The sequence below is a fragment of the Kingella sp. SNUBH-2017 genome (assembly GCF_028680565.1).
Lineage (GTDB): Bacteria > Pseudomonadota > Gammaproteobacteria > Burkholderiales > Neisseriaceae > Kingella_D > Kingella_D pumchi.
In genome coordinates this window covers 1-12,622 of sequence record NZ_JAPHVK010000008.1, presented here as the reverse complement: position 1 = coordinate 12,622, position 12,622 = coordinate 1, and the positions used below count along the sequence as shown (strand labels likewise).

15 protein-coding genes and 1 pseudogene are annotated in these 12,622 nt (G+C 55.5%); 10 read left to right on the top strand and 6 right to left on the bottom strand.

Annotated features, from left to right (window positions below; translation table 11 throughout):
* Positions 1–249 precede the first annotated feature (249 nt).
* From OP500_RS07300 to OP500_RS07275, 6 genes are all read right to left on the bottom strand, one after another.
* Entirely contained in the window at positions 250–384 is a 135-nt protein-coding gene (locus OP500_RS07300; protein ID WP_255778784.1) for a hypothetical protein, read from the bottom strand.
* Between the two features lie 488 nt (positions 385–872).
* Positions 873–2,033 carry a 5-(carboxyamino)imidazole ribonucleotide synthase gene (locus tag OP500_RS07295; protein ID WP_274070587.1) on the bottom strand — a complete coding sequence of 387 codons (1,161 nt, stop codon included), beginning with the start codon at positions 2,031–2,033 and terminating at the stop codon, positions 873–875.
* Positions 2,034–2,219: 186 nt separating this feature from the next.
* Positions 2,220–2,474 (bottom strand): hypothetical protein, encoded by a 255-nt coding sequence (locus tag OP500_RS07290; protein WP_238748686.1) that lies wholly within the window; start codon positions 2,472–2,474, stop codon positions 2,220–2,222.
* 96 nt (positions 2,475–2,570) lie between these two features.
* A complete protein-coding gene (gene ribD, locus OP500_RS07285) occupies positions 2,571–3,668 on the bottom strand; it encodes a bifunctional diaminohydroxyphosphoribosylaminopyrimidine deaminase/5-amino-6-(5-phosphoribosylamino)uracil reductase RibD (RefSeq protein ID WP_274070586.1) in 1,098 nt (365 codons plus the stop codon).
* A 212-nt stretch (positions 3,669–3,880) separates the two neighbouring features.
* Positions 3,881–4,447: a hypothetical protein gene (locus OP500_RS07280; protein WP_274070585.1), complete on the bottom strand. Its 567-nt coding sequence runs from the start codon at positions 4,445–4,447 to the stop codon at positions 3,881–3,883.
* Positions 4,448–4,535: 88 nt separating this feature from the next.
* On the bottom strand, positions 4,536–5,264 hold the full coding sequence (locus tag OP500_RS07275) for a YebC/PmpR family DNA-binding transcriptional regulator (protein WP_274070584.1): 729 nt from the start codon (positions 5,262–5,264) through the stop codon (positions 4,536–4,538).
* Between the two features lie 207 nt (positions 5,265–5,471).
* Here OP500_RS07275 and OP500_RS07270 point away from each other — a divergent pair, with 207 nt between their 5' ends.
* The 10 genes and pseudogenes from OP500_RS07270 to OP500_RS07225 all read left to right on the top strand — a co-directional run.
* Positions 5,472–5,879 (top strand): ATP synthase subunit I, encoded by a 408-nt coding sequence (locus OP500_RS07270; protein ID WP_274070626.1) that lies wholly within the window; start codon positions 5,472–5,474, stop codon positions 5,877–5,879.
* The gene (gene atpB / locus OP500_RS07265; protein ID WP_238748691.1) at positions 5,869–6,735 is read left to right on the top strand and encodes a F0F1 ATP synthase subunit A; all 867 of its coding nucleotides are present in this window, start codon (positions 5,869–5,871) and stop codon (positions 6,733–6,735) included. The genes OP500_RS07270 and atpB overlap by 11 nt, the downstream gene beginning before the upstream one ends.
* A 64-nt stretch (positions 6,736–6,799) precedes the next feature.
* Entirely contained in the window at positions 6,800–7,042 is a 243-nt protein-coding gene (atpE, locus tag OP500_RS07260) for a F0F1 ATP synthase subunit C (protein ID WP_238748692.1), read from the top strand.
* A gap of 52 nt (positions 7,043–7,094) precedes the next feature.
* Positions 7,095–7,565, top strand: a complete 471-nt coding sequence (locus tag OP500_RS07255) for a F0F1 ATP synthase subunit B (protein WP_238748693.1) — start codon at positions 7,095–7,097, stop codon at positions 7,563–7,565.
* Positions 7,566–7,569: 4 nt separating this feature from the next.
* Complete coding sequence (locus OP500_RS07250; RefSeq protein WP_238748694.1) at positions 7,570–8,115, top strand: F0F1 ATP synthase subunit delta; 546 nt, start codon at positions 7,570–7,572, stop codon at positions 8,113–8,115.
* A 10-nt stretch (positions 8,116–8,125) separates the two neighbouring features.
* A complete protein-coding gene (gene atpA / locus OP500_RS07245) occupies positions 8,126–9,673 on the top strand; it encodes a F0F1 ATP synthase subunit alpha (protein WP_274070583.1) in 1,548 nt (515 codons plus the stop codon).
* A gap of 27 nt (positions 9,674–9,700) precedes the next feature.
* Entirely contained in the window at positions 9,701–10,573 is an 873-nt protein-coding gene (gene atpG / locus OP500_RS07240) for a F0F1 ATP synthase subunit gamma (RefSeq protein WP_238748696.1), read from the top strand.
* Between the two features lie 33 nt (positions 10,574–10,606).
* The gene (gene atpD / locus OP500_RS07235) at positions 10,607–12,004 is read left to right on the top strand and encodes a F0F1 ATP synthase subunit beta (RefSeq protein ID WP_238748697.1); all 1,398 of its coding nucleotides are present in this window, start codon (positions 10,607–10,609) and stop codon (positions 12,002–12,004) included.
* Between the two features lie 10 nt (positions 12,005–12,014).
* Positions 12,015–12,440, top strand: coding sequence for a F0F1 ATP synthase subunit epsilon (locus OP500_RS07230; RefSeq protein WP_238748698.1), 426 nt, complete (start codon positions 12,015–12,017; stop codon positions 12,438–12,440).
* Between the two features lie 94 nt (positions 12,441–12,534).
* Positions 12,535–12,622 (top strand): annotated as a pseudogene (locus OP500_RS07225) (IS1595 family transposase); the annotation flags it as partial.

Below are 12,622 nucleotides of genomic sequence, written 5' to 3'. Positions count from 1 at the left end.
CGGAAAACAGGGCGGCTGCACGGATGCGGCCTAGGCAATTTTTGTAGCCTGCAATGGTCGCGGTTTTGCCGCGCCGGCGCAAGCGCTTAATTTGAGCTTGGCGCATGAAACAATTTAATGCAGCGGCGGCAGACGGCTTTCGCGGCGAAACTGTTTTCAGGCTGCCGCAAAGGTCAAGGCAGCCTGAAAGCGCGAAAGCAGCCTGAAAAAGGTTTTCAGGCTGCTTTTTAAAAGGCGCGAACCGTGTGCTTACCAAGCTCCCGGCTCGGATGTGGGTTTGATTTTATCGGTATTGTAGAGATCTTTGGTCGGGCCTTTTTCCTGATCGCTTTGGCCGCAGGCTGCCAAAAGCAGCAGCACGGCAAATACGGGAAATAATTTCATTTTGCTATCCTTTAAGTTTAAGTTGGTTTTAATTGTACGGCTTGCCGGAAGACAGCCTGAAAAGTGTTTCAGACTGCCTGTAGGCGACCACTTTATCAAAATTTTTCGTTGGATACCAAATTCCTCGGGAGCTTTCGAGCTGCCTTTTGCATTTCCGAAGCCGGATGCCGACGGTTGCGGGACTATTGATATTCGGTTTGGGAAGCAGATTTTCCCCGTCCAATGGCGTCATTCCCGCGCAGGCGGGAATCTTGGCGGATATTCGATAATGCTTGAGAAACCATCCGGTGTGCCATCCGAAACAAGATTCCCGCCTGCGCGGGAATGACGCCGCTTGTGTGGCTTTCGCGTTTTCTGAAGGCTTTCAGGCTGCTTTATTGTGTTTCAAAATTCAAATGCCGACCGCTCGGACAAAACGCAAAGGCAGCCTGAAAACCTTGCGAAACGGTTTTCAGGCTGCCTTGTTGCTGGCGCTTGGCGCGCCGCCTTTACGGCGCGGTTTCTTTCAGGCTGCCGTGCATGGCCTGCGCTTCCCGAAGCGCGGTGTCGCTGTCGGCGGCGAGTACGGTGAAATGCCCCATTTTGCGGCCGGCGCGGGCGGCGGTTTTGCCGTACAGGTGCAGGTGGGCGCGCGGGTGCTGCAGGATGCGCGACCAGTCCGGCTCGATGTCGTGCGCACCGCCGCGCCACAAATCGCCCAGCAGGTTGGCCATGCAGCAGGGGGAAAGCAGGCGGGTGTCGGCGGGGGGCAGGCCGCACATCAGGCGCACCTGCTGCTGAAACTGGCTGGCGGCGCAGGCGTCGATGGTGTGGTGGCCGCTGTTGTGCGGGCGCGGCGCGATTTCGTTGACCACCAGCTCGCAGGTGTCGCCGACGACGAACATTTCCACCGCCAGCACGCCCACGTAGTCCAGCTCGTCGGCCAGCCGCAGCGCCATTTCGCGCGCCTGGTCCAAAACGTCCTGCGGCAGGGCGGCGGGGACGGCGGAATAGGCGAGAATGCCGTTTTCGTGGCGGTTTTCGGCGGGGTCGTAGCAGATGGCGTTTCGGCTGTCGAGACGGCAGACAATCACCGAAATCTCGCTGCGCAAGTCGAGCATTTTTTCCAGCACGCAGGGCACGCCGCCGAGCGTGTCGAAGGCAGCCTGAACGTCTTTCAGGCTGCTTGCGCGGATTTGGCCTTTGCCGTCGTAGCCCAGGGTGGCGGTTTTGACGATACCCGGCAGCAGCGCTGCGCAGTCGGGCGTGATGTCGGCGGCGCTGCGGATTTCGGCATAGGGCGCGGTGGGCAGGCCGGCGCGGCGGATATAGCTTTTTTCCAGCATGCGGTTTTGCGCCACCGCCACCGAGTCGCCCGAGGGGGAAACGCGGGTGTGGCGCGCCAGATCGCGCATCGCTTGGGCGCTGACGTTTTCAAATTCGGTGGTAACGGCGGCACATCGGGCGAGTTCGGCCAGCGCGGCGGCATCGTCGAAGGGGGCGCACAGGTGGCGGTCGGCAAAGCGGTCGGCGGGGGCGTGGGGGTCGGGATCGAGCACGGTTACGCCGTAGCCCATGGTTTTGGCGGCGAGGGCGAACATCGCGCCGAGCTGGCCGCCGCCGAGTATGCCGAGCATGGCGGGGGGAAGGATGGGAAGGTTTGCGGACATAGGGCAGCCTGAAAATCGGAAAACGGAAAAGGGCGCGATTTTAGCAGTTTTCGCCGTGCAGGCAGCCTGAAAAAAGCCTTTCAGGCTGCTTGGGGATAGGCAGCCTGAAAGTTTGCCGCAACGGCGGCGCACGCAAAACCCTGCGTTTCAGGCAGCCTGAAACGCAGGGTTTGTATGCGGCGGGGGTTATTTGAATTTGTCGCCCAGCGAGCCGAGGGCGTTTTCGGCGGCGTGCTTGGCTTCTTCCACTTTGCCGCTCAGGCCGGCTTTGGCTTCTTCGGCCTTGTCTTTGGCCGATTCGACGGCTTCGTTCACCGCTTTTTTGGCGGATTCGACGGCGTCTTTGGCGGCGTCTTCGGCGCGGTGGACGAAATCTTCAGCTTGGTGTTTGGCGTTTTCAACGGCAGATTCGACATTTTTCTTTACGTCGTCCAGATTCATGGCTTTGACCTTTCAATGTGTTGTTAAGCAAACGCCCCGCGAAGGGGCGAGCGGATTATGGCACAGTTTTGTGTAAGGGCAGGTTAATGCGGCGGCTCAGGCGCGGCGCAGCATCCATTTGATGTCGCTGCCGAGCATTTCGACGCTGCGGCTGTGCCAGATACCGCTGCCGCTGAGCGCGGCGGGGTTTTCAGGCAGCCTGAAAAGATTGCGGGCATCGCTGCCGAGTATTTTCGGCGCCTGGTAGTGGACGATTTCGTCGGCCAAATCCTGCCGCAGAAACTCGCCGGCCAAAGTGGCGCCGGCTTCCACCATCAGCTCGCCTATCTGTTCTTCTGCCGCCAGCAGTTCCAGCAGCGCGGCAAGATGGATGCGGCCGCTGCCGTCGTCGGGTAGGGTGCGCACGCGCACGGCGGGGCAGACGGCGAAACGGCCGTCGTCGGGCACGAGCGTGATGACCAGGGTGGCGCCGCCGTCGCCGGCGATGCGGTGGGCGGGGCTAAGGCGCAGGCGGCTGTCAAGCACGATGCGCAGCGGCTGGCGCAGGGTGGGGAAGTCGCGCACATTTAGCTGCGGATCGTCGGCCAGCACGGTGCCGATGCCGGTGAGCACGGCGCAGCTTTCGGCGCGCAGGCGCTGGACGTCGGCGCGGGCGGCGGCGCCGGTAATCCATTGGCTGCGGCCGTCGGCCAGCGCGGTTTTGCCGTCGAGGCTGGCGGCGGTTTTGATGCGCACAAAGGGGCGGCCGCGCTCGATGCGCGACAAAAAGCCGCGGTTCAGCTCGCGTGCTTCGTCGGCGAGCAGGCCGCAGGCGGTGGCGATGCCGGCGGCTTCAAGCAGGGCGAAACCCTTGCCCGCCACCTGCGGATTGGGGTCGCGCATGGCGGCCACCACGCGGCCGACGCCGCCGGCAATCAGGGCTTCGGCGCAGGGTGGGGTGCGGCCGTAGTGGGCGCAGGGTTCGAGGGTAACGTAGGCGGTGGCGCCGCGCGCCAGTTCGCCCGCCTGCCGCAGCGCATGGACTTCGGCGTGCGGCGTGCCGGCCTGCAGGTGGAAACCCTGGCCGACAATCTGCCCGCCGCGGGCAATCACGCAGCCGACACGGGGATTGGGCGAGGTGGAAAAGCGGCCCTGTTCGGCCAAATCGAGCGCCCGCCGCATATGGGCGGTGTCTTGTGGGGAGAATTCAGTCATGGCAATAGCAGCCTGAAAGGCTGGAAAACGGGATAAAAAGGGCTTTCAGGCTGCTTTTAGCGGCAAGGGAAAACCCTGCGGCAGCCTGAAAGCTGCGGCAGGGTCGTCAAAGCCGGATTGCCGTTTTTCCTGCGCGGCGCGGGTGTCCGGCACATGGCTTTCAGGCAGCCTGAAAAATCTGCGATGCCTTAAAAACGGCATCGGCAAACGGCTTAGGAGCCGAAGCTGACGGTTTTCAGTAGGTCTTCCAATTCGGCGGCATCGGCGTAGGGGCTGACGGCGCAGATGCTGACCAGCTCTTTGCCGGCAGCCTGAACGCGGCAGCTTTCGTTGACGGTGGTGCCGTCGCTGTCGCTGTAGAAGCTGTAGCTCAAGACGCCGTTTTGCTTGCTGCTGGAGAGATCCTGCAGATCGTTGCGTGCTTTGAGCGCGGTTTCGATGCCGTCCAGCGCAGCGTCGCCGGACTGACCCAGGCGCAGCGCGGTTACGGTGATGCCTTCGCTGTCGCTGTGTTGCAGCAGCAGGATGTCGTCGGCCTTGCTGCCTTCAGGCTGGTAGGCGGGGTCTTGGCTTTTGTCGGCATAGCCGGAATTGAGGGCGATGCTGAAGCTGCCGTCGCGGCTTTTGATGCTGGTTTCGGTAGGAATGGCGCCCGCATCGCCCTGGGTGGCGGACGGGGTTTCGGCGGCGGATGCTGCGCCGGCGGCGTTGTTTGCCTGGTCGCAGGCGGTCAGCGCCAGCAGGGCGGCCAGAGCGGTGGCGGTAAACAGAGGTTTCATCGGATTTCCTTGCTGTGGTGGTTCGGATTGCGGGCGGCAGTTTGAATGCCTGCCGCCCGTTTCAGGCTGCCTGAAAAGGTGGCGCGGTTTATTCGTCGAAATGCAAAACGGCGGAGGTGTAAACGTTTTGCACGTCGTCCAGGTCTTCGAGCGCGTCGATCAGTTTTTGCATTTTCAGCGCATCGTCGCCGGCGAGTTCGGTTTCGTTCTGCGCGCGCATGGTTACGTCGCCGTCCTGCGAGTTGAAGCCGGCGGCTTCGAGCGCGGCTTTGACCTGCGCCCAGTCGGCCGGAGCGGTGATCACTTCGATAACGCCGTCTTCGTGGCTGATAACGTCTTCGGCGCCGGCTTCGAGCGCGGCTTCCATCAGCGCGTCTTCGTCGGCATCGGTGAAGACCAGATAGCCTTGGTGGACGAAGTTGAAGGCGACGCAGCCGTCGGTGCCGAGATTGCCGCCGTTTTTGGAAAAGGCGTGGCGCACGTCGGCAACGGTGCGGGTTTTGTTGTCGGTCATGCAATCGACCATCAGCGCCGCGCCGCCGATGCCGTAGCCTTCGTAGCGCAGCTCGATGTAGTCCACGCCTTCGAGATTACCGGTGCCTTTGTCGATGGCGCGCTGGACGTTGTCTTTGGGCATATTGGCGTCCCAAGCTTTGTCCATTGCCAGCCGCAGGCGGGGGTTGGATGCGGGATCGCCGCCGCCCAAGCGGGCGGCGACGGTGATTTCTTTAATCAGTCGGGTGAAAATTTTGCCGCGTTTGGCGTCGGCACGGGCCTTTTTGTGTTGGATGTTCGCCCACTTGCTGTGTCCGGCCATGAATATTCCTTTATGTAATAAAGCCGCCTGCCCTTGTTTGGCAGGCTCAAAAGTGGCGGATTTTATCATAATTCTGTTTTTGTACGGACGGATCCGTTGCGCCCTTGCCTACGGAGTTTTGTTAAGACGCAGGACGCCGATGTTTGAAAAAATTACGCTTCCAGCCGTGTTTTCACAAGCCTTAACGAATTTGCTTGACTGTTGTGGGTGTCTTTGATTATATTCGGCCGGCTTGAAATCGGCGTAGAGATTCGGACGGCTCTTGTGTTTGCGTTAGTTGGTGTGCAGTTGGCGGTAACTTTGCTGGTTTCGGCGTTTTGTTATTGGGTGTGGGACGGCGCTGCCGGCGTGTCGCTTTTGCTCGGCGGTTTGTCTTATACGGTTCCTACTCTGGTTGCGGTATTGCTTTTAAAATTTTTCTACTCGCGCCCTGCTTTCGCCGGGGCGGTGTTTCTCGCTTCAGAAATTTTAAAAATAATACTGGCCGGCTTTGCCGCTGTGGCTGTTTTTTACTTGTATGGCGGATTGCGCGAGATGTTTTTTATCGCCGGTTTGCTGTTGGTCAGTCATCTGGTTTTTCTACTATTTCTGAAGGTCTATCGTTATGGCAAGTGAATCGTCTGGTGCTGCCGACTATATCAAGCACCATCTGCAGAGTCTTACCAGTCTGAATGATGTCAGCGAAGGTCAGGGCTTGCAGAATATCGCCGACTTCTCTTTTATCAATCTTGATGCAATCTTTTTTGCCATCGTGCTCGGCGTCGTTGGTTCTTTCCTGTTGTGGCGCGCCGCCAGGAAGGCGACTTCTGGGGTGCCAGGCCGTTTTCAGGCTGCCGTCGAACTTCTGTATGAGTTTGTCGATGATATGTGCAAAGGCATCATCCACAATGAGCAGTCGCGCAAAGTGGTAGCCCCGTTGGGTTTGGCGCTGTTTACATGGATTTTCCTGATGAATGCGATGGACTTACTGCCGGTGGATCTGCTGCCGCGCGTGTGGCAGGGAATGACCGGCAACCATCACGCCTTGCTGCGTGTGGTACCGACCGCAGACATCAATACTTCCCTTGCGCTGGCTATCGGCGTACTGATTTTCTGTATTTTCTACAGCATTAAGATTAAGGGCGGCAAAGGCTGGGTGCATGAGTTGTTTACCGCGCCGTTCGGTCCGATGCTGGGTCCGGTTAATTTTCTTTTGAATATTCTTGAATATCTCTCCAAAACTTTTTCCCATGGCATGCGGTTGTTCGGTAATATGTATGCCGGTGAGCTGGTATTCCTGCTGATTGCGCTTCTGGGCGGCTCTTGGGCGGCTTCAGGCAGCATTGGTTTCTTGGATCCGATATTGTTTTTCTTCCATATTATTGCCGGCGCGGCATGGGCGATTTTCCATATTCTGATTATTACCCTGCAGGCATTTATTTTCATGGCTTTGGCTTTCGTTTATATCGGCCAGGCACATGACCACCACTAAACAGTTTTTGATGTAGTTTGTGTAGTTCCCTTTCTTTATCTTTCTTGTTTAAGGAGTTTTTACTATGACTTACCTCGGTTTAATCGCTATTGCTTGTAGCCTGATCGTTGCATTGGGCGCATTGGGTGCTTCTATCGGCATCGCAATGGTTGGTTCCAAATATCTGGAATCTTCTGCACGCCAGCCTGAATTGATCGGCCCGCTGCAAACCAAACTGTTCCTGATCGCTGGTCTGATCGACGCGGCTTTCTTGATTGGTGCCGCAATTGCCCTGCTGTTTGCCTTCGCTAAACCGTTCCAAGGTTAATAGATATTTCCGATTCGTTTGAATTTGAAAACCAATACGGAAGGTTATCAAAGTGAACTTAAATGCAACCTTAATTGCACAGCTAATCGTCTTTTTGATTTTGGTTGGCTTTACCATACGCTATGTATGGCCGCCTATCGCCAAAGCATTGGACGAGCGCGCTGATAAAATCGCCGAGGGTTTGGCTGCGGCCGAGCGCGGTAAAAGCGATTTTGAGCAGGCAGAGAAAAAAGTTGCAGAACTCTTGGCTGAAGGCAGGAATCAGGTTTCCGAAATGGTAACCAATGCCGAGAAGCGAGCCGCCCAGATTGTGGATGAGGCGAAAACTCAGGCCGCAAACGAGGCTGCCCGTATTTCCGCTCAAGCAAAAGCAGATGTTGAGCAAGAGGTAAACCGTGCGCGCGAAGCCTTGCGCGAACAGGTTTCGGCACTGGCAGTAAAAGGTGCGGAATCCATCTTGCGTCGCGAAGTCGATGAAAAACAACATGCGCAGTTGCTGGCTTCTTTGAAACAGGAGCTGTAAGCCAATGATAGAGTTTGCAACCATTGCCCGTCCTTATGCGAAGGCCATTTTCGAATTGGCTGAAAGCGAACAGGCCGACAACTGGCAAACTTCTCTTAAAGAGGCTGCTTGGCTTGTCCGGCAGCCCCAAGTGGAAGTTCTGATCGCTCAAACCGATACCGATGCCAAGCAAAAGGCCGATATGCTGATTGACTTGCTGGGTGATTCGCCTGCTTTGGGCAGCTATAAATTCAAAAATTTCCTGTATGTACTGGCTCAGGAAAAACGTTTGCCGGTACTGCCTGAAATTTATGAGCAGTTCAAGGAACTGGTGCTGTCGCGTAAGCATATCAGGCAGGCAGTTGTCTATACCGCTTATGATATTGCCGACGAAAATCAAAAACAGCAGATTATTCAGGATTTGGAGCAGCATTTCCAAACCAAGTTGCAAGCTGTTTTCGAAACTGATCGCGATTTAATCGGCGGCATCAAGGCAGTAGTTGGTGATCAGGTGTTAGATTTGTCGGTACAGGGTAAATTGCAAAAACTGTACGCGACTATGACCAATTAGGAGAGTTTTCATGCAGCTTAATCCTGCTGAAATCAGCGATTTGCTGAAAGCTAAAATTGAAAATTTAAATACGAAGCAGGAAGCCCATACCCGCGGCACAGTTATTTCTGTTACTGACGGCATTGTGCGTGTGCACGGTCTTTCTGATGTGATGCAGGGCGAGATGCTCGAGTTTCCGAACAATACGTTCGGCTTGGCGATGAACTTGGAGCGCGACTCTGTAGGTGCCGTAATCTTGGGTGAATACGAGCATATTACCGAAGGTGACGAAGTCAAATGTACCGGTCGCATTTTGGAAGTTCCGGTTGGTGCGGAGTTGGTTGGCCGCGTAGTCAATGCGCTGGGTCAGCCGATCGACGGTAAAGGTCCGATCAACAGCTCTCTTACCGCACCGATTGAAAAAATTGCTCCGGGTGTGATTGCCCGCCAATCCGTCGATCAACCGATGCAAACCGGCTTGAAAGCGATCGACTCCATGGTTCCTGTAGGTCGTGGTCAGCGTGAGCTGATCATTGGCGACCGTCAAACCGGTAAAACTGCCGTTGCGCTTGACGCGATCGTCAACCAAAAAGGTACCGGCGTTATATGTATCTATGTGGCGATTGGCCAAAAGGCTTCTTCGATTGCCAACGTGGTGCGCAAGCTGGAAGAACACGGAGCGATGGAGCATACCATTGTCGTGGCCGCTTCCGCTTCAGAAGCTGCGGCGTTGCAGTTTATCGCCCCTTATTCAGGCTGCACTATGGGCGAATACTTCCGTGATAACGGCCAGGATGCCTTGATTGTGTATGACGACTTGTCCAAACAAGCCGTTGCCTATCGTCAGATTTCTCTCCTGTTGCGCCGCCCGCCCGGTCGCGAAGCCTATCCTGGCGATGTATTCTATCTGCACAGCCGTCTGTTGGAGCGTGCCGCCCGCATCAATGCCGATGAAGTTGAAAAACTTACCGGTGGCAAGGTAACTGGCAAAACCGGTTCCCTAACCGCTCTGCCGATTATCGAAACCCAAGCGGGTGACGTCTCGGCATTTGTACCAACTAACGTAATTTCAATTACCGACGGCCAAATCTTTTTGGAAACCGACCTGTTCAACTCCGGTATCCGCCCGGCCATTAATGCCGGTATTTCGGTATCCCGTGTAGGTGGTGCTGCCCAAACCAAAGTGATTAAGAAACTTGGTGGCGGTATCCGTTTGGCTTTGGCCCAATACCGTGAATTGGCGGCGTTTTCCCAGTTCGCATCCGATTTGGACGAAGCTACCCGCAAGCAGCTGCAACACGGTGAAGTGGTAACCGAGCTGATGAAACAGCAACAGTTCAGCACTCTGAATACCGCGGAAATGGCATTGACTTTGTGGGCGATTAACAATGGTTCATATTCTGATGTTCCGGTTGCCAAAGCGCTTGCATTCGAAGCTGAATTCCTGAGCTATGTCCGCACCCAGCTGCCGCAAGTATTGGAAGCAATCAATGCGTCTGGCGCGATGTCCGATGAAAACGAACAAGCGCTTACTGATGCGATGAAGTCGTTCAAGGCTTCTTACAACTATACAGCCTGAAAGGCTTAGCAGGGAAGGAGTCTGAAAATGGCAGTAGGAAAAGAGATTCTCACCAAGATTCGAAGCGTGCAAAACACGCAGAAAATCACCAAAGCAATGCAAATGGTGTCAACCTCTAAAATGCGTAAGACTCAAGAGCGTATGCGCTTGGCTAGGCCGTATGCCGAGAAAGTTCGCCAAGTAATGGGTCATCTTGCCCAAACTAACGAATATCACGGCATCCAGCTGTTGGAAGAGCGTAAAGAAGTCAAACGTGCTGGCTTTATCCTGATTACCACAGATAAGGGGTTGTGCGGCGGTCTGAATGCGAACGTATTGAAAAGATTCTTTGCGCAAGTTCAGGATTATCAGGAACGCGGCATTGCGGTTGACGTTGTGTGCTTTGGCAGCAAAGGTTTAGCGGCATGCCAGCGCATCGGCTTAAATGTTATCGCCAGCGTCAGCAATTTGGGTGATACGCCCAAAATGGAAATTTTGCTGGGTGCGCTAACTGAAATCTTTGGCCGCTATGAAGACCAGTCTCTGGATGTTATCCATTTGGTTTTCTCCTGCTTTGTCAATACGATGAAACAGGAACCCCGTTCCGAAGTACTGCTGCCGATTGGTTCCGGTGTTCTGGATGCGGACGACGGACAGAAATACCACTGGGATTACCGCTACGAGCCCAACCCAACCGTTGTGTTGGAGTATCTGCTCAGACGCTACCTTGAATCGGTGGTATATCAGGCAGTCAGCGATAACATGGCTTCCGAGCAGGCTGCACGCATGGTGGCGATGAAAGCGGCAACCGATAACGCTGGTAACGCGATTAAGGAATTGCGCTTGGTGTACAACAAGTCGCGTCAAGCAGCGATTACTACAGAATTGTCAGAAATTGTGGCAGGTGCCGCAGCCGTTTAAGGCAGCCGCCGGCCCATCAGATAGGATACGATAATGAGTGAAGGCAAAATCGTACAAATCATCGGCGCAGTAGTGGACGTGGAATTTCCTCGTGATGCTATCCCCCGCGTTTACGATGCTTTGAAATTAGTGGATCGTGATTTGACCTTGGAAGTCCAGCAGCAGCTTGGCGACGGCGTAGTCCGTACCATTGCAATGGGTAGTTCCGACGGTTTGAAACGCGGTTTGGCCGTAAAAAATACCGGTGCTCCGATTACCGTGCCGGTGGGTCAGGCTACTTTGGGTCGCATTATGGACGTGCTGGGCAATCCGGTGGATGAAGCCGGCCCGATCGATGGCGCCCATACCCGCGCCATCCACCAGCCTGCTCCCAAATTTGACGAATTGTCCAATGCCACCGAGCTTCTGGAAACCGGCATTAAGGTGATCGACCTGCTGTGTCCGTTTGCCAAAGGCGGTAAAGTGGGTCTGTTCGGTGGTGCCGGCGTAGGTAAAACCGTAAACATGATGGAGTTGATCAACAACATCGCCAAAGCGCACAGCGGTCTGTCAGTATTTGCCGGCGTCGGTGAGCGTACCCGCGAAGGTAACGACTTCTACCACGAGATGAAAGACTCCAACGTATTGGATAAAGTGGCCATGGTTTACGGTCAGATGAACGAACCTCCGGGCAACCGTCTGCGTGTCGCCCTAACCGGTTTGTCTATGGCCGAACACTTCCGTGATGAAAAAGACGAAAACGGCAAAGGCCGCGACGTACTGTTCTTTGTGGACAACATCTATCGCTACACCCTGGCCGGTACCGAAGTATCCGCCCTGTTGGGTCGTATGCCTTCCGCCGTAGGTTACCAACCGACGCTGGCTGAAGAAATGGGTCGTTTGCAAGAGCGTATTACCTCTACCCAAACCGGCTCCATTACTTCCATCCAAGCCGTATACGTACCGGCGGACGACTTGACCGACCCGTCTCCTGCGACCACTTTCGCCCACTTGGATGCGACCGTGGTATTGAGCCGCGACATTGCTTCTCTCGGTATTTATCCCGCAGTTGACCCGCTGGATTCCACTTCCCGCCAGCTCGACCCGATGGTTCTGGGTCAGGAGCACTACGATGTAGCCCGCGGCGTGCAGTCCACCCTGCAGAAATACAAAGAGCTGCGCGACATCATCGCTATTTTGGGTATGGACGAATTGTCTGACGAAGACAAACTGACCGTAATGCGTGCCCGCAAAATCCAGCGCTTCCTGTCCCAGCCTTTCCATGTGGCCGAAGTGTTTACCGGCTCTCCCGGCAAATACGTTTCCCTGCGCGATACCATTGCCGGCTTCAAAGCCATTCTGAGCGGCGAATACGACCACCTACCCGAACAGGCCTTCTATATGGTCGGCGGTATCGAAGAAGCGGTTGAGAAAGCCAAAACCCTGAACTAAGGAGCCGGGCATGGGTGTCATGCAAGTTGAAGTGGTAAGTAACGAGAACAACATCTTTTCAGGGGAGGCAACTTTTGTGGTAGTACCGACTCTGGAAGGCGAACTCGGTATCTACCCGCGACACGAACCGATTATGAACTTGGTGCGTCCCGGCGCATTGCGGCTGACCGTGCCCGACTCCAACCAGGAAGTCTTGGTAGCGGTATCCGGCGGCGTGCTGGAAGTTCAGCCGCATAAAGTAACGGTATTGGCTGACGTAGCGGTGCGCAGCAGTGAAATGGACCAGGCGCGTGCGGAAGAGGCGAAGAAGAACGCCGAAGCCGGCGTTGCCAAAGCCCAGGACGAAGAATCGCTGGCCAAAGCCCAAGCAGCACTGGCCGCCGCAATTGCCGAGCTGAAAACGCTGGACTATATCCGCCTGCACCAAAAGCACTAAACCCGAAGCAAAGCAAAACCTGCCTGCCATTTTTGATGGCGGCAGGTTTTTTTATGGGGCTGTACTAGATAAGCAGTCATGTTAGACTGCAAAAATGAAGATAACCCATTGTAAACTAAAAAAGAGTATTCAAAAGAAACTGCTTCAGTTTTTTGTACTCGAAGTTACCGCCCGTTCAGCCG

Bases quoted from the DNA above. Each gene is read 5' to 3' on its own strand.
- OP500_RS07290 (WP_238748686.1), bottom strand. From the start codon at position 2,474: ATGAATCTGGACGACGTAAAGAAAAATGTCGAATCTGCCGTTGAAAAC.
- OP500_RS07295 (WP_274070587.1), bottom strand. From the start codon at position 2,033: ATGTCCGCAAACCTTCCCATCCTTCCCCCCGCCATGCTCGGCATACTC.
- atpB (WP_238748691.1), top strand. From the start codon at position 5,869: ATGGCAAGTGAATCGTCTGGTGCTGCCGACTATATCAAGCACCATCTG.
- OP500_RS07300 (WP_255778784.1), bottom strand. From the start codon at position 384: ATGAAATTATTTCCCGTATTTGCCGTGCTGCTGCTTTTGGCAGCCTGC.
- atpA (WP_274070583.1), top strand. From the start codon at position 8,126: ATGCAGCTTAATCCTGCTGAAATCAGCGATTTGCTGAAAGCTAAAATT.
- atpE (WP_238748692.1), top strand. From the start codon at position 6,800: ATGACTTACCTCGGTTTAATCGCTATTGCTTGTAGCCTGATCGTTGCA.
- atpG (WP_238748696.1), top strand. From the start codon at position 9,701: ATGGCAGTAGGAAAAGAGATTCTCACCAAGATTCGAAGCGTGCAAAAC.
- OP500_RS07250 (WP_238748694.1), top strand. From the start codon at position 7,570: ATGATAGAGTTTGCAACCATTGCCCGTCCTTATGCGAAGGCCATTTTC.
- OP500_RS07280 (WP_274070585.1), bottom strand. From the start codon at position 4,447: ATGAAACCTCTGTTTACCGCCACCGCTCTGGCCGCCCTGCTGGCGCTG.
- atpD (WP_238748697.1), top strand. From the start codon at position 10,607: ATGAGTGAAGGCAAAATCGTACAAATCATCGGCGCAGTAGTGGACGTG.
- OP500_RS07275 (WP_274070584.1), bottom strand. From the start codon at position 5,264: ATGGCCGGACACAGCAAGTGGGCGAACATCCAACACAAAAAGGCCCGT.
- OP500_RS07230 (WP_238748698.1), top strand. From the start codon at position 12,015: ATGGGTGTCATGCAAGTTGAAGTGGTAAGTAACGAGAACAACATCTTT.
- ribD (WP_274070586.1), bottom strand. From the start codon at position 3,668: ATGACTGAATTCTCCCCACAAGACACCGCCCATATGCGGCGGGCGCTC.